This window comes from Streptomyces sp. NPDC037421, from assembly GCF_055602105.1.
In genome coordinates this window covers 68551-83747 of sequence record NZ_JBVJWV010000027.1, presented here as the reverse complement: position 1 = coordinate 83747, position 15197 = coordinate 68551, and the positions used below count along the sequence as shown (strand labels likewise).

The 15197-nt window shown below is 72.8% G+C and carries 18 protein-coding genes and 1 pseudogene; 18 read left to right on the top strand and 1 reads right to left on the bottom strand.

The window, feature by feature from the left end; translation table 11 throughout:
* Positions 1-8: 8 nt before the first annotated feature.
* The 18 genes and pseudogenes from proS to ACZ7IF_RS29790 all read left to right on the top strand — a co-directional run bounded on the left by proS (position 9) and on the right by ACZ7IF_RS29790 (position 14520).
* On the top strand, positions 9-1421 hold the full coding sequence (proS, locus tag ACZ7IF_RS29875) for a proline--tRNA ligase (RefSeq protein WP_470977684.1): 1413 nt from the start codon (positions 9-11) through the stop codon (positions 1419-1421).
* A gap of 203 nt (positions 1422-1624) precedes the next feature.
* Positions 1625-2221, top strand: a complete 597-nt coding sequence (locus ACZ7IF_RS29870; RefSeq protein WP_125594841.1) for a hypothetical protein — start codon at positions 1625-1627, stop codon at positions 2219-2221.
* 225 nt (positions 2222-2446) lie between these two features.
* A complete protein-coding gene (gene rpsP, locus ACZ7IF_RS29865; protein WP_125817063.1) occupies positions 2447-2884 on the top strand; it encodes a 30S ribosomal protein S16 in 438 nt (145 codons plus the stop codon).
* Positions 2885-2886: 2 nt separating this feature from the next.
* The gene (locus ACZ7IF_RS29860) at positions 2887-3126 is read left to right on the top strand and encodes an RNA-binding protein (RefSeq protein WP_007266827.1); all 240 of its coding nucleotides are present in this window, start codon (positions 2887-2889) and stop codon (positions 3124-3126) included.
* A gap of 78 nt (positions 3127-3204) precedes the next feature.
* Complete coding sequence (rimM, locus tag ACZ7IF_RS29855) at positions 3205-3783, top strand: ribosome maturation factor RimM (protein ID WP_470977680.1); 579 nt, start codon at positions 3205-3207, stop codon at positions 3781-3783.
* Positions 3783-4604 (top strand): tRNA (guanosine(37)-N1)-methyltransferase TrmD, encoded by an 822-nt coding sequence (gene trmD / locus ACZ7IF_RS29850; RefSeq protein WP_470977677.1) that lies wholly within the window; start codon positions 3783-3785, stop codon positions 4602-4604. The genes rimM and trmD overlap by 1 nt, the downstream gene beginning before the upstream one ends.
* 133 nt (positions 4605-4737) lie before the next feature.
* On the top strand, positions 4738-5088 hold the full coding sequence (gene rplS / locus ACZ7IF_RS29845) for a 50S ribosomal protein L19 (RefSeq protein ID WP_030227407.1): 351 nt from the start codon (positions 4738-4740) through the stop codon (positions 5086-5088).
* 44 nt (positions 5089-5132) lie between these two features.
* A complete protein-coding gene (gene lepB, locus ACZ7IF_RS29840; RefSeq protein WP_470977674.1) occupies positions 5133-5873 on the top strand; it encodes a signal peptidase I in 741 nt (246 codons plus the stop codon).
* Positions 5866-6972: pseudogene (gene lepB / locus ACZ7IF_RS29835) on the top strand (signal peptidase I); the annotation flags it as partial. The gene lepB (ACZ7IF_RS29840) and the pseudogene lepB (ACZ7IF_RS29835), both read left to right, overlap by 8 nt.
* Positions 6944-7843, top strand: coding sequence for a signal peptidase I (lepB, locus tag ACZ7IF_RS29830; protein ID WP_470977672.1), 900 nt, complete (start codon positions 6944-6946; stop codon positions 7841-7843). The pseudogene lepB (ACZ7IF_RS29835) and the gene lepB (ACZ7IF_RS29830), both read left to right, overlap by 29 nt.
* 44 nt (positions 7844-7887) lie before the next feature.
* Complete coding sequence (gene lepB / locus ACZ7IF_RS29825) at positions 7888-8646, top strand: signal peptidase I (RefSeq protein WP_470977669.1); 759 nt, start codon at positions 7888-7890, stop codon at positions 8644-8646.
* On the top strand, positions 8636-9136 hold the full coding sequence (locus ACZ7IF_RS29820; protein ID WP_470977666.1) for an NUDIX hydrolase: 501 nt from the start codon (positions 8636-8638) through the stop codon (positions 9134-9136). Before lepB (ACZ7IF_RS29825) ends, ACZ7IF_RS29820 begins: the two co-directional genes overlap by 11 nt.
* A gap of 55 nt (positions 9137-9191) precedes the next feature.
* Complete coding sequence (locus ACZ7IF_RS29815; protein ID WP_007266836.1) at positions 9192-9512, top strand: DUF2469 domain-containing protein; 321 nt, start codon at positions 9192-9194, stop codon at positions 9510-9512.
* Between the two features lie 151 nt (positions 9513-9663).
* The gene (locus ACZ7IF_RS29810) at positions 9664-10035 is read left to right on the top strand and encodes a YraN family protein (protein WP_470977663.1); all 372 of its coding nucleotides are present in this window, start codon (positions 9664-9666) and stop codon (positions 10033-10035) included.
* Positions 10035-11657: a YifB family Mg chelatase-like AAA ATPase gene (locus ACZ7IF_RS29805; RefSeq protein ID WP_470977661.1), complete on the top strand. Its 1623-nt coding sequence runs from the start codon at positions 10035-10037 to the stop codon at positions 11655-11657. The genes ACZ7IF_RS29810 and ACZ7IF_RS29805 overlap by 1 nt, the downstream gene beginning before the upstream one ends.
* A complete protein-coding gene (dprA, locus tag ACZ7IF_RS29800) occupies positions 11654-12835 on the top strand; it encodes a DNA-processing protein DprA (protein ID WP_470977658.1) in 1182 nt (393 codons plus the stop codon). The genes ACZ7IF_RS29805 and dprA overlap by 4 nt, the downstream gene beginning before the upstream one ends.
* Positions 12836-13044: 209 nt before the next feature.
* On the top strand, positions 13045-13881 hold the full coding sequence (gene whiG, locus ACZ7IF_RS29795; protein ID WP_470977655.1) for an RNA polymerase sigma factor WhiG: 837 nt from the start codon (positions 13045-13047) through the stop codon (positions 13879-13881).
* Between the two features lie 81 nt (positions 13882-13962).
* Positions 13963-14520 (top strand): TetR/AcrR family transcriptional regulator, encoded by a 558-nt coding sequence (locus ACZ7IF_RS29790; RefSeq protein WP_470977729.1) that lies wholly within the window; start codon positions 13963-13965, stop codon positions 14518-14520.
* 15 nt (positions 14521-14535) lie between these two features.
* On the opposite strand, the gene ACZ7IF_RS29785 is transcribed toward ACZ7IF_RS29790, so the two are convergent.
* Complete coding sequence (locus tag ACZ7IF_RS29785) at positions 14536-15087, bottom strand: M23 family metallopeptidase (RefSeq protein ID WP_470977652.1); 552 nt, start codon at positions 15085-15087, stop codon at positions 14536-14538.
* Positions 15088-15197 lie beyond the last annotated feature (110 nt).

Here is a 15197-nt window from a genome sequence, read left to right as displayed (position 1 = left end):
TTCGCGCCATGGCAAAGGCACCCGTTCTCACCCCGCAGGCGGAGGATTTCCCCCGCTGGTACCAGGATCTGATCAACAAGGCCGAGCTGGCCGACAACGGTCCGGTCCGCGGCACCATGGTCATCCGCCCGTACGGCTACGGCCTGTGGGAGCGGATGCAGCAGGAGATGGACGCCCGCATCAAGGACGCCGGCGCCCAGAACGCGTACTTCCCGCTGTTCATCCCGCAGTCGTACCTGACGAAGGAAGCCGAGCACGTCGAGGGCTTCGCCCCCGAGCTCGCGGTCGTCACCCACGGCGGCGGCAAGGAGCTGGAGGAGCCGGTCGTCGTCCGGCCCACCTCCGAGACGATCATCAACGACTACTTCTCCAAGTGGGTCCAGAGCTACCGGGACCTGCCGCTGCTGATCAACCAGTGGGCCAACGTGGTCCGCTGGGAGATGCGCCCCCGCGTGTTCCTCCGTACGAGCGAGTTCCTCTGGCAGGAGGGCCACACCGCCCACGCCACGTACGAGGACGCCCGCGACTACGCGGCCCGCATCCACCGCGACGTCTACGGCGACTTCATGACGAACGTGCTCGGCATCGACGTCGTGCTCGGCCGCAAGACCGCCAAGGAGCGCTTCGCCGGCGCCATCAACACCCTCACCCTCGAGGGCATGATGGGCGACGGCAAGGCCCTGCAGATGGGCACGAGCCACGAGCTCGGCACCAACTTCGCCAAGGCCTTCAACACCCAGTACCTGTCGAAGGAGGGCCAGCAGGAGCTGGTCTGGCAGACCTCGTGGGGCGTCTCGACCCGCATGGTCGGCGGTCTGATCATGTCCCACGGCGACGACAACGGCCTGCGGGTGCCGCCGCGCCTGGCCAACGTCCAGGTCGTCGTGATGGCGATCAAGGGCGACGAGGCCGTGGCGAAGGTGCGCGAGCTGGGCGACCGGCTCAAGGCCGCGGGCATCCGCGTCCACGTCGACGACCGCGTCGACACCCCCTTCGGCCGCCGCGCCGTCGACTGGGAGCTCAAGGGCGTACCGGTCCGCATCGAGATCGGCCCCCGCGACCTGGAGGCCGGCACCGCGATGCTGGCCCGCCGCATCCCGGGCGGGAAGACCCCGGTGCAGATCGACGCCCTCGCCGACCTGCTGCCCAAGGTCCTCGACGAGGACCAGGCGCAGCTGCTGCGCGAGTCCCGCGAGCGCCGCGAGGCCCGTACGAGCGACGTCGCCACCATCGCGGAGGCCGCCGAGGCCGCCATCGCGGGCGGCTGGGCGCGCATCCCGTGGGCCGACCTGGGCCCCGAGGGCGAGGCCAAGCTGGGCGAGCAGGCCGTCTCGGTGCGCTGCCTGGTGGCCGAGGACGGGTCGGTCCCGGTGGCCGACGACGCCCCCGGTACGCTCGCGATCGTCGCGCGCTCCTACTGATTTCCCCATGGCGCCCCTGGCGTGCGGCTTCGGCCGCGCGCCGGGGGCGTCGGCGTCGATAGCCCTCGTTACGTACCGACTCCTCCTGGGATATGCGCACCCGTCCTCGTCAGGACGCATCAGAGTGAACTGACTGGTACGTGCAAAAAATTTGGAATGGCCCGGAATCGGAACACCGGGGCACCCCGGCTCGTTGTCACGACGTGAGCACGACACCACCTGTTCTCGCCGCAGAGCTGGCGCAGGCGTGGGCCGACATTCAGCGGTACCACCCCGAGCTGCCTGACCTTGCCGCGCCCGAGTCCCTGATCGGAGAGTCCTCGTCCGCCTGTGGCGCCGAGCTCTCCTTCGAGCGACTGCTGCACGAGGCAGTCCACGGCATCGCCGCCGCCCGCGGAGTGCGTGACACCTCGCGCGCCGGCCGCTACCACAACCGCAGATTCCTCGCGATCGCCGAGGAGATGGGGCTGGACCACTCCGAGGAGCCGCACGCCAGCAGCGGGTTCTCCCTGGTCACCCTCAATCCCGAGGCCAAGAAGCGCTACCGCCCCACCATCGAGCGGCTCCAGCGCGCCCTCAAGGCGCATACGGCGGCCACCGCGGCCGACACCAAGCGCAGCTTCCGCGGTCCGGCCGCCCGGCACGGCTCCTCGGGCGGCGGCGTACGGGTCAAGGCGGTCTGCGACTGCGGGCGCAACGTCCGGGTGGTCCCCTCCGTGCTGGCGCAGGCGCCGATCGTCTGCGGCGGCTGCATGAAGCCCTTCCGGATCCCCGAGGTCGCCACCGCGGCCGCCTCCTGACCGTGACCGCGCAGGGGCGTGGTGTGCGGCCTCCGCCGGGCGGTCGGGGTCATCCCTGCCGCTCGGAAGGGCCGCAGGCGTGTGGCACAATGGGCAGCTGTACTCGACAGTCGCATAGGACCCCTCTCTCCTCCGGCTGACGCGTCCATCGGGCATCCGAGTACCGCAACCCCACGTGGCATCTCAAAGTGCCCAACCACGTCAAGTTCAGGAGACACCACTCCAGTGGCAGTCAAGATCAAGCTCAAGCGCCTCGGTAAGATCCGCTCCCCGCACTACCGCATCGTCGTCGCCGACGCCCGCACCCGCCGGGACGGTCGCGCGATCGAGGAGATCGGCATCTACCAGCCGACGTACAACCCCTCGCGCATCGAGGTCAACGCCGAGCGCGCGCAGTACTGGCTGTCCGTGGGCGCCCAGCCCACCGAGGCCGTTCTCGCCATCCTGAAGCTCACCGGTGACTGGCAGGCGCACAAGGGCCTCCCGGCCCCGGCGCCGCTGCTGCAGCCGGCGACGAAGGAAGACAAGCGTCGTTCCTTCGACGAGTTCGCCAAGGCCCTCGAGGGCATCGGCGAGGGCAAGGGCGAGGCCATCACCCAGAAGAAGAAGGCCGACAAGAAGGCGGACGAGGCTGAGGCCGCCGCCGAGTCGACCGAGGCCTGAGCATGCTCGAGGAGGCTCTTGAGCACCTCGTGAAGGGCATTGTGGACAACCCCGACGACGTGCAGGTCGCCTCGCGCAACCTGCGCCGCGGGCAGGTGCTGGAGGTCCGGGTGCACCCCGACGACCTCGGCAAGGTGATCGGCCGCAACGGCCGCACCGCTCGTGCCCTGCGCACCGTCGTGGGCGCCATCGGCGGCCGGGGGATCCGCGTCGACCTCGTCGACGTGGACCAGGTCCGCTGAGCAGTTGAACACCGGCACGGGCCGGGGAGGGCAAATGTGCCCGCCCCGGCCCGTTGTCGTCCGAACAGGAGATACAAGGTGGAGCTGGTAGTCGCGCGGGTCGGCCGCGCCCACGGGATCAAGGGTGAGGTCACCGTCGAGGTGCGGACCGACGAGCCGGAGCTGCGGCTCTCGCCCGGCGCCGTGCTGCGGACCGAACCGGCGTCGGCGGGTCCGCTGACCATCGAGACGGGCCGGGTGCACAGCGGCCGGCTCCTGCTCCGCTTCGAGGGCGTCAAGGACCGCACCGCCGCCGAAGGGCTGCGCAACACCCTCCTGATCGCGGACGTCGATCCGGCGGAGCTGCCCGAGGAGGAGGACGAGTACTACGACCACCAGCTCATGGACCTGGACGTCGTGCTCGAGGACGGCACCGAGATCGGCCGGATCACCGAGATCTCGCACCTGCCCTCGCAGGACCTCTTCATCGTCGAGCGCCCGGACGGCACCGAGGTCATGATCCCCTTCGTCGAGGAGATCGTCGCCGAGATCGACCTGGAGGAGCAGCGCTGCGTCATCACCCCGCCGCCCGGGCTGATCGACGACCGCGCCGAGATCGCCTCCACGCGTGACGCCGAGGCTTCCCCGGAGGCCGAGAAGTCCGGGGACGACGCCTGATGCGGCTCGACGTCGTCACGATCTTCCCCGAGTACCTGGAGCCGCTGAACGTCTCCCTCGTCGGCAAGGCGCGGGCGCGCGGGCAGCTCGACGTACACGTGCACGACCTGCGGGAGTGGACGTACGACCGGCACAACACCGTCGACGACACCCCGTACGGCGGCGGCCCCGGCATGGTCATGAAGACCGACCCCTGGGGCGAGGCCCTGGACTCGGCGCTGGCCGACGGCTACGAGTCCGGCGCGCACGGCCCGGTCATGGTCGTGCCCACGCCCAGCGGCCGGCCCTTCACCCAGGAACTGGCCGTCGAGCTCTCCGGGCGGCCCTGGCTGATCTTCACCCCGGCCCGGTACGAGGGCATCGACCGCCGCGTCATGGACGAGTACGCGACGCGGATGCCGGTCTACGAGGTCTCCATCGGCGACTACGTCCTCGCGGGCGGGGAGGCGGCCGTGCTGGTCGTCACCGAGGCCGTGGCCCGGCTGCTGCCCGGGGTGCTCGGCAACGCCGAATCGCACCGCGACGACTCCTTCGCCCCCGGCGAGATGGCCAACCTGCTCGAAGGCCCCGTCTACACCAAGCCCCCGCAGTGGCGCGGCCGCGGCATCCCCGAGGTGCTGCTCAGCGGCCACCACGGCAAGATCGCCCGCTGGCGCCGCGACGAGGCCTTCCGCCGCACCGCGCAGAACCGCCCGGACCTGATCGAGCGCTGCGAGGCCTCCGCCTTCGACAAGAAGGACCGCGAGATCCTCAGCATCCTGGGCTGGAAGCCGTCCGGAGACGGCCGATTTTGGCGCAGGCCGCAGGCCGTGGAAGAATAGGCGGCTGCTGTGTGCTTCCGTACGCTCCTGCCACAGGGGGATCGCCGTACGGGGAGTGGCACGGCTCCCGAATTCTCTACGGAAACCCGCACCGGCGACCTGTGGCGTCGTGCGAAGAAAGCAGACGAACAACATGTCTCACCTGCTCGATGGCGTCAACGCCGCCTCCCTGCGCACGGACGTCCCGGCCTTCCGCCCGGGTGACACGATCAACGTGCACGTCCGCGTGATCGAGGGCAACCGCTCCCGTATCCAGCAGTTCAAGGGCGTTGTCATCCGTCGCCAGGGCTCTGGCGTCTCCGAGACCTTCACCGTTCGCAAGGTCTCCTTCAGCGTCGGCGTGGAGCGCACCTTCCCGGTCCACTCCCCGATCTTCGAGAAGATCGAGCTCGTCACCCGCGGTGACGTGCGTCGCGCCAAGCTGTACTTCCTCCGTGAGCTCCGCGGCAAGGCCGCGAAGATCAAGGAGAAGCGCGACCGCTGATCTCCTCTCCGGGTCCCGGGGGCGGGCGGATAGGCTCGCACCCGATGGACACCGAAGCAGAGCTCACACAGCGCGGCCACTCCTCCCCCGAACAGGGGGAGGGGCGGCCGCGTTCTGCTTTTTCCGGGTCCTGGCTGTCCGGCTCCTGGCGGCGGGCCGGACTGGTCGGCGTGCTCTGCGCCGTCTTCCTGCTGGTGCTGGCCAACTTCGTCGTCCAGCCCTTCCAGATCCCGAGCCGTTCCATGGAGCCGACCCTGCAGGTGGGGGACCGCGTCCTGGTCAACAAGCTGGCGTACCGTTTCGGCGCCCAGCCCCGGCGGGGCGACGTGGTGGTCTTCGACGGCACCGGGTCCTTCGTGCTCGAGTCCGCCGGCGGCAACCCGGTGGGTGACGCCGTGCACGGCGCGTTCTCGGCGCTCGGGCTCGCGGAGCCCTCCGACACCGACTTCGTGAAGCGGGTCGTGGGCGTCGGCGGGGACGACGTGGTGTGCTGCGACCAGGGCGGCCGGATCCAGGTCAACGGGGTCCCGGTGGAGGAGCCCTACCTGTACGCCGGGGACTCGGCCTCGAAGGTGCCCTTCCGGATCGTCGTTCCGCTGGGGACCCTGTGGGTCATGGGCGACCACCGCTCCCAGTCCCGGGACTCCCGGGACCACCTGGGGGAGCCTGGCGGGGGGATGGTGCCGGTGGAGAAGGTGATCGGGCGGGCCGACTGGATCGGCTGGCCGGTGTCGCGCTGGGGTTCGGTGCCCGGGGCGGGCACCGGGGACGGCCCCCATGGGTAGCCGCGGGCGCCCGCGGGGTGCGGGCCGCCCGGAGCCGGCGCGGGGGAGCGAACCGGAACGGCCCCGGCGGAGCCCGGAGCCGGGGCCCCGGCCCGCGCGGGAGCCCGCCGGAGCCGTCGCGCCGGAACCGCCGACCGGGGACGCCGGGGGTGGCGAGGGCGTGGAGCCCGTGGAGCCCGGAGGGCGGGCCGAGCGGCGACGGCTGGCGCGCAAGGTCCGCCGGCGCAGGCGTACCCGCCGCGTGGGCGAGCTGCCGCTGCTGGTGGCGGTCGCGCTGTGCATAGCCCTGGTGCTCAAGACCTTCCTGGTGCAGGCCTTCTTCATCCCGTCCGGCTCCATGGAGCAGACGATCCGGATCGGGGACCGGGTGCTGGTCGACAAGCTGACCCCGTGGTTCGGCTCGAAGGTCCAGCGGGGCGACGTCGTCGTGTTCAAGGATCCGGGCGGCTGGCTCAAGGGCGAGGCCGCGAGGTCCGAACCGGACCCGGCGGGCCTCAAGCAGATCAAGCAGGCCCTGACCTTCATCGGCCTGCTGCCCTCGGCGGACGAGCAGGACCTGATCAAGCGGGTCATCGGCGTCGGCGGGGACACCGTGAAGTGCTGCGACGCCCGGGGCCGGGTGACCGTCAACGGAGCGCCGCTCGATGAGCCTTACGTGTCACCCGGCAACGCCCCTTCCGAAATCCGATTCGAGGTGCGCGTACCGGCGGGGCGGATCTTCGTGATGGGCGACCACCGCGCCAATTCGGCCGATTCCCGTTACCACCTCGACGAGGCCTTCGAGGGCACCATCGACGTGAAGGGCGTGGTCGGGCAGGCTGTGGTGATCGCCTGGCCCTACGACCACTGGCGCGGACTCGACCAGCCGGCGACCTTCCTGTCCGTGCCGGACCCCGTACGGGGCGGTAGGCGGCGCGGGCCCCGTCGGCGCCGTCCGGGCACGCCGTTCGCATAGTGTGGCCCTGGTCTCCCGCGCCTTAGGGAACTCCCGCTCGTTAGGGGAGGGGAGGGCCCGTTCCTGATCCCGGTACGGGCAGCGGTTTTCCGAGTGAGGAGTGGATGTGGGGGACGTGGCGGTAGGCGCACGATCCGGACGCGATGAGGGCGAGGAGCGGCCGGACGACGCCGTCGGGCACGAGACCGAGGAGGAGGGCGCCGAGGCGGAGAAGCCGCAGCGTTCCTTCTGGAAGGAGCTCCCGCTCCTCATCGGTATCGCCCTGCTGCTGGCCCTGCTGATCAAGACCTTCCTGGTGCAGGCGTTCTCGATCCCGTCCGACTCGATGCAGAACACCCTGCAGCGCGGCGACCGGGTGCTGGTGGACAAGCTGACCCCGTGGTTCGGCTCGGAGCCCGAGCGCGGCGAGGTCGTGGTCTTCCACGACCCCGCGAACTGGCTGGCCGGGGAGCCCACCCCGGAGCCCAACATCGCGCAGACGATCCTGAGCAAGATCGGCCTGATGCCGTCCGCCGACGAGAAGGACCTGATCAAGCGGACCATCGCCATCGGCGGGGACACCGTGGAGTGCAAGAAGGGCGGACCGGTCGTCGTCAACGGCAAGGCGCTGGACGAGCCGTACATCTTCCCCGGCAACAGCGCGTGCGACGACTTCCCCTTCGGCCCGATCACCGTGCCCAAGGGCAAGATCTGGGTGATGGGCGACCACCGGCAGAACTCCCAGGACTCCCGTTACCACCAGCAGGACTCCACCCAGGGCTTCGTCCCGGTCAAGGACGTCGTCGGGCGGGCCGTGGTGGTGGCCTGGCCCATCACCCGCTGGTCCACGCTCCCCGTCCCGGACACCTTCGACCAGCCGGGCATCGGCAACCAGCCCCCGGCGCCGCTGCACTCGCCGCAGGCGAGCGGACCGGGCACGGCGGGGGTCACCCCGGCCGCGCTGGGGCTCGTCGGGGCCGTTCCCCTGGTGATGTGGCGCAGGCGGAGGCTGACCAAGGGGCGTACCGCCCGGTAGGGTGCCGCCCAGGTCGACGATCTCCGAGGCATGGGGGCGCTGCAATGGGCGGAACGCAGGCAATACGCGCGCGCAGGGATGGCCGCGGCGGCCTCGGCAACACGTTGTCGGGGATCGCCGTGGCCATCGGCTTCGTGCTCTTCCTCGGCGGCTTCGTCTGGGGTGCCGTGGTGTACCAGCCGTACACGGTGCCGACGGACTCGATGGTGCCGACGGTGCAGCCCGGTGACCGGGTGCTGGCGCAGCGGATCGACGGCGGTGAGGTGCGGCGCGGTGACGTGGTCGTCTTCACCGACACCGTGTGGAGCAACTCGCCCATGGTCAAGCGGGTCGTGGCGGTCGGCGGCGACACCGTCTCCTGCTGCGGCCAGGGCGGCCGGGTGACCGTGAACGGCGAGCCGCTGGACGAGCCGTACCTGGACCACGAGGGCAGCGGCGCGGCCGCCGCGGGCACGACGCCGTTCGAGGTGAAGGTGCCCGAGGGCAATCTCTTCCTGATGGGCGACCGGCGCGGCGGCTCGCTGGACTCCCGGTCGCACCTCCAGGACGCCGGCCAGGGGACGGTGCCCCGGTCGGCGGTCTCGGCCCGGGTCGACGCCCTCGCGTGGCCGTCCGTGAAGATGCTGGACCGGCCGCAGGTCTTCGCCGCCCTGCCCGGCGGGATCTCCGCTCCCGGACCGCTGCGGCTCCAGGTGACGGCGGTGCTGGCCGGCGCGGCCCTGGTGGTGCTGGGCGGCGCCTACGGGCCGCTCGCGCGGCTCCTGGGACGCGGGCGCGGGAGGGCGGGCACCGATGGCCGCTGAGCCGTCCGGGACGCCGCGGAAGGTCTCGCGGGTGATCCTGCTCGACCCCGAGGACCGGATCCTGCTGCTGCACGGCTTCGAGCCGGACGATCCCGCCGACGACTGGTGGTTCACCCCCGGCGGGGGCCTGGAGGGCACCGAGAGCCGGGAGCAGGCCGCGCTGCGGGAACTCGCCGAGGAGACCGGGATCACAGAGGTGGAGCTGGGGCCGGTGCTGTGGCACCGGTACTGCTCCTTCCCCTTCGACGGCAGGCGCTGGGAGCAGGACGAGTGGTACTTCCTGGCCCGTACCGCCCAGACCGGCACCGAGATGGGCGGCCTCACCGAGCTGGAGCGGCGCAGCGTCACGGGGGCCAGGTGGTGGACCTCCGAGGAACTTCTCGCGGCCCGTGAGACGGTGTACCCGACCAGACTGGCCGAGCTGCTCCGGACGCTGCTCGACGACGGTCCTCCGGGCGCTCCGGTGGTCCTCGCCCCGGAAATCGTTTAGGGGCGTACGGCGCTGGCGCACAATAGGGGGACGCACGGCTGAAGGGGAACATGCCATGAGCGCCGAGGACCTCGAGAAGTACGAGACCGAGATGGAGCTGAAGCTCTATCGGGAGTACCGCGACGTCGTCGGGCTGTTCAAGTACGTGATCGAGACCGAACGACGTTTCTACCTCACCAACGACTACGAGATGCAGGTGCACTCGGTCCAGGGCGAGGTCTTCTTCGAGGTCTCGATGGCCGACGCGTGGGTCTGGGACATGTACCGGCCGGCCCGCTTCGTCAAGCAGGTCCGCGTGCTGACCTTCAAGGACGTGAACATCGAGGAGCTCAACAAGAGCGACCTCGAACTGCCGGGCGCCGACCTGCCGGGCTGATCCGCCTTCCGCCGCACGGGCCCGCCGCCCGCTGACCCCTGGACCGGTTCACCCTCAGGGGTGAGCCGGCTGTCCACAGTGCCCTGGTTTTCCACCAAGATCCACTCGGTGCGCCGGAACGCGGGACCGTCGGCGGCGGAGGTGGTGCCGGATGAACGCGAAGGGCGTGGCACAGCAGGCATTGGGGCGGTACGGCGAGGAGCTCGCCGCGCGGAGGCTGACCGAGTCCGGGATGACGGTGATCGCCAGGAACTGGCGGTGCCGCGCCGGGGAGGTCGACATCGTGGCCCGCGACGGGGACGCCCTCGTCGTGTGCGAGGTCAAGACGCGCCGCGGGGGCGACTTCGAACACCCCATGGCCGCCGTCCGGGCCGGCAAGGCCGAGCGGCTGCGCCGGCTCGCCGGGCGGTGGCTCGCCGACCACGGGGGCCCGCCGCCGGGCGGGGTGCGGATCGACCTCGTCGCGGTCCTGCTGCCCCGGCGCGGGGCACCCGTGGTGGAGCACGTCAGGGGGGTGGCCTGATGGGATTCGCGCGGGCCTGCTCGGTGGCCCTGGTGGGCGTCGAGGGCGTACTGGTGGAGGTGCAGGCCGACCTGGAACCGGGGGTGGCGGCCTTCACCCTGGTGGGGCTGCCGGACAAGACCCTGGTCGAGAGCCGCGACCGGGTACGGGCGGCGGTGGCGAACTCGGGCGCCCCCTGGCCGCAGAAGAAGCTCACGGTCGGACTCAGCCCGGCGTCCGTACCGAAGGCCGGCGCCCATTTCGACCTGGCCGTCGCCGCGGCGGTGCTGGGCGCCGCCGAGGTCGTCGACCCCGGCAGGATCGCCGACCTCGTGCTCATCGGGGAGCTGGGCCTCGACGGCCGGGTGCGCCCGGTGCGGGGGATCCTGCCGGCCGTGCTCGCCGCCGCCGAGGCCGGGTACCGGCAGGTGGTGGTGCCGCAGCAGTGCGCTGCCGAGGCGACCCTGGTCCCGGACGTCTCGGTGCTGGGCGTGCGCAGCCTGCGGCAGCTGATCGCGGTGCTGACCGACGGGGAGGTGCCCGAGGAGGACCCCCCGCCGGAGGCCGGGCGCCCCGATCCGATGCTCGCCGGGCTGGTCGTGCCCGGCGCCGGGCTCGGGACGGGCCTCTCGGGCCGGGGCGACGCCGGGGACTTCCCCGACCTCGCCGACGTCGCCGGGCAGCACGGCGCCCGCCGGGCCCTGGAGGTGGCGGCCTCGGGGGGCCACCACCTCTTCCTCAGCGGGCCCCCGGGCGCGGGCAAGACGATGCTCGCCGAGCGGCTGCCCTGGCTGCTGCCGCCGCTCACCCGACAGGACTCCCTGGAGGTGACGGCCGTCCACTCGGTCGCGGGAATCCTGCCGCCCGGCGAACCGCTGGTCGGCAGGGCGCCTTACTGCGCCCCGCACCACTCCGCGACCATGCAGTCGCTGGTCGGCGGCGGGGCCGGGATCCCCAGGCCGGGTGCGGTCTCCCTGGCCCACAAGGGGGTGCTCTTCCTGGACGAGGCCGCGGAGTTCAGCGGCAAGGTGCTGGACGCCCTGCGGCAGCCCCTCGAAGCCGGGCACGTGGTCATCGCCAGGGCCGCCGGGGTGGTACGGCTGCCCGCCCGCTTCCTGATGGTCCTCGCGGCGAACCCCTGCCCCTGCGGCCGCCACACCCTGACCGGGTCCGGCTGCGAATGCCCCTCCTCGGTGATCCGGCGCTACCAGGCCCGGCTGTCCGGGCCCCTGCTCGACCGGGTCGACCTGCGGGTCGAGGTGGAGCCGGTCACCCGCTCCGACCTCCTCGGCCACGGCGGCCGCGGAGAGGCCACCGCCGCCGTCGCCGACCGGGTCCGCGAGGCCCGCGACCGGGCCGCCGCCCGGCTCGCCGACACCCCGTGGCGGCTCAACTCCGAGGTGCCCGGGCACGAGCTGCGCACCCGCTGGCCCGCCGGCCCCGGAGCCCTGGCCCTGGCCGAGCGGGACATGGAGCGCGGACTGCTCACCGCGCGGGGGCTGGACCGGGTGCTGCGGGTCGCCTGGACCGTGGCCGACCTGCGGGGCCGCGACCGCCCCGACGCGCTGGACGCGGCCGTCGCGCTGGAGCTGCGCACCGGGATCGCCCGGGGCGCCGCCCAGGCCGTGGGGGCGGGGTCGTGAGCGCGGAGGGGCGGCCCGATCCGGAGGTCCTGGCCCGGGCCGCGCTGACCAGGGTGCTGGAGCCGGGGGACGAGCACGGCGGGCGCTGGATCCGGGAGCTCGGGGCCACCACGGTCATGCGGCTCCTGACCGGCCCCGGCCCGGAGGCCGGGCCGCTGACCGGGGCGGGGCCCGAGCGGCTCGCCGGGTACCGCAGACGGGCCGCCGTCGCGGAGCCCCTGCGGGACCTGGAGAGCGCCGCCTGCTCGGGCGTCCGCTTCGTGTGCCCCGGCTCGGCGGAGTGGCCGACCCAGCTGGACGACCTCGGCGACGCCCGGCCCGTCGGGCTCTGGTTGCGGGGCCGCCCCCACCTGCGGACCTGGGCCCTGCGCTCGGTCGCCGTGGTCGGGGCCCGGGCGTGTACCCCGTACGGGGCCCACATGGCGCAGACCCTGGCCGCCGGGCTCACCGAGCGCGGCTGGGTGGTCGTCTCCGGGGCGGCGTACGGCATCGACGGCGCCGCCCACCGCGGGGCCCTCGCCTCGGGCGGAGCCACGGCGGCCGTACTGGCCTGCGGGGTGGACACGGTCTACCCGCGCGGCCACGCCGGACTCCTGGGCCGGATCACCCGTCAGGGGCTGGTGCTGGGCGAACTGCCGCCCGGGACCCACCCCACCCCGAGCCGGTTCGTGCTGCGCAACCGGGTCATCGCCGCCCTCACCCGGGGGACGGTGGTCGTGGAGGCCGCCCACCGCAGCGGCTCCCTGGTCACCGCCCGCCGCGCCCAGGAGCTGGGCCGCCTCACCATGGGCGTACCCGGCCCGGCCACCAGCGGCCTCTCGGCCGGGGTGCACGAGCTGCTGCGCGGCGAGGCGGTGCTCGTCACGGACGCCGACGAGATCGTCGAACTCGTCGGCGACATGGGCGAACTGGCCCCCGCCCGGCGCGGCCCGGTCCACGCCCGGGACCTGCTGGCCCCCGGCGCCGCGCGGGTACTTGAAGCGCTCCCCGCGGGCCGGGCGGCGAGCCTCGACGAGATCGCCCTCGCCGCGGCCGCCGGCACCGATGAAGTCATCGGCAGACTGTACGAACTTCACTCTCTGGGGTTCGTCGAACGGCAGGGCGACGGCTGGCGGTTGACCCCGCGGACGTCGCGAGAGGGGGTGCAATCCGGAGCCGACCGGCGAGGCGGTCGTTGACCTGGGGCGTTCCGGTGAAAGAGTGACGGCGATGACATACGCGGTCCTCCCGGTGGCAGTCGCCGGGACCGTGCGCGAGGCGCCGGTCCCGGGGCGCCCGCGCGAGGGCGGACGCCCCTGGGCCTCCGTGCCATCCCGTACTCTTCGCGCACCGCGACACTTCCGTCACGCTACGCTCCCAAGGAATCCCGCTCCGGCAAAGGCGAAGCATGCCCCAGCACACCTCAGGGTCCGACCGCGCTGCGGTGCCCCCCGCTGCCCGTGGCGGCGTGCGGTCCACCGCGCCCTCGTCCCTGGAGGTGCTCTGGCGCTCATACAAGGACTCGGGCGACGAGCGGCTGCGGGAGCAGCTGATCCTGCACTACTCGCCCCTGGTGAAATACGTGGCGGGCCGGGTCAGCGTGGGCCTGCCACCCAACGTGGAGCAGGCCGACTTCGTCTCCTCCGGCGTCTTCGGACTGATCGACGCGATCGAGAAGTTCGACATCGAACGCTCCATCAAGTTCGAGACGTACGCCATCACCCGGATCCGCGGCGCGATGATCGACGAGCTGCGCGCGCTGGACTGGATCCCGCGCTCCGTGCGCCAGAAGGCGCGCGCCGTCGAGCGCGCCTACGCGACGCTGGAGGCCCAGCTGCGGCGCACCCCGACGGAGGGTGAGGTCGCCGGGGAGATGGGCATCGCGGTGGAGGAACTCCACACGGTCTTCAGCCAGTTGTCCCTGGCCAACGTGGTCGCCCTGGAAGAGCTGCTGCACGTGGGCGGGGAGGGCGGGGACCGCCTCTCCCTGATGGACACCCTGGAGGACACCGCCGCCGACAACCCGGTCGAGGTGGCCGAGGACCGGGAGCTGCGCAGGCTGCTCGCCCGGGCCATCAACACCCTCCCGGAGCGGGAGAAGACCGTGGTGACCCTCTACTACTACGAGGGCCTGACCCTCGCCGAGATCGGCAACGTACTGGGCGTCACCGAGAGCCGGGTCAGCCAGATCCACACCAAATCCGTGCTCCAGCTGCGGGCCAAGCTCGCCGACGTCGGCCGCTGAGCCGGCGGCGGTCCCGGCGGGGCCGACACCCCTTGCGGGCCTCCGTACAGTGGTGACGTGCCCAGGATTCGAGCGGCCTCCGTGGCCGAGCACCGGTCGATGCAGCGCGGCGCCCTGTTGGACGCCGCACGTTCCCTGTTGTCCGAAGGCGGGACGGAAGCCCTGACCTTCCCCGCCCTCGCGGAGCGGACCGGGCTCGCCCGGTCGTCCGTGTACGAGTACTTCCGGTCCCGCGCGGCCGTCGTCGAAGAGCTGTGCGCGGTGGACTTCCCCGTCTGGGCCGCCGAGATCGAGGCGGCGATGGAGCAGGCGCCCACGCCGGAGGCGAAGATCGAGGCCTACGTCCGCACCCAGCTGGGGCTGGTGGGGGACCGGCGCCACCGCGCGGTGGTGGCGATCTCCGCCGGCGAGCTGGACGCCGGCGCGCGGGAGAAGATCCGCGCAGCGCACGGCGGCCTGGTGGCGATGATCGTCGAGGCCCTGGGGGTCCTCGGGCTGCCGGAGCCCCGGCTGTCCGCGATGCTGCTCCAGGGCGTCGTGGACGCGGCGGCCCGCCGGATCGAGCTCGGCGCCGCCGAGGACCCGGCCGTGATCACCGAGACCGCCGTCTCCATGGCGCTGCGGGGCGTCACCGCCTGATCCGCAGGACGCGGCCTAAGGAGCCGCCGGCAGCAGCCGGGGCGTGGGCGCGGGGAGCAGGGCCAGCGGGTTCAGGTAGGCGTCCTCGCCCGCCAGCAGGCCCCAGTGCAGGCAGGGGCCCGGGCAGTGGGAGCCCTCCGTGAGCACCGCCACCACCTGCCCCGCCGCGACCGCCTCCCCCTGCGCCACCAGCGGCCGCACCGGCTCGTACGTCGTGCGCAGGCCGCCCGGGAGGGTGAGCGAGAGCACCCCGCGCCCCGCCACCCGCCCCGCGTAGTGCACCCGCCCGGGCCCCACGGCCCGTACCTCCGCCCCGGCCGGCGCCGACAGGTCCACACCGCGGTGGCCGGCCGCGTACGGGGTCGGCTGAGGATCCCACCAGCGCGCCACGGACAGCGGCGCGGGCAGGGGGCGCGCGCCCCGCACCCCGCGCGCCGCGCCCCCGCCGCGCACCGGTGCGACGGGCGCCGAGGAGGCGGGTTCCGGGGCCGCGGGCCCGGGCGCGGGCGGCGGGCCGGGCAGCGGCCGGGGCAGTGCCAGGAGCAGGATGAGCAGCAGTTTCGTCATGCCCGGCAGGATCCCGCGCGGGCGGCCCGCCCGGTCCGCGCCTGTGGACGGCCGAAAGGGTGTGGACAACGGCGTCACCCGGCATACCGCCGGGTCCCGTACACTTCTTG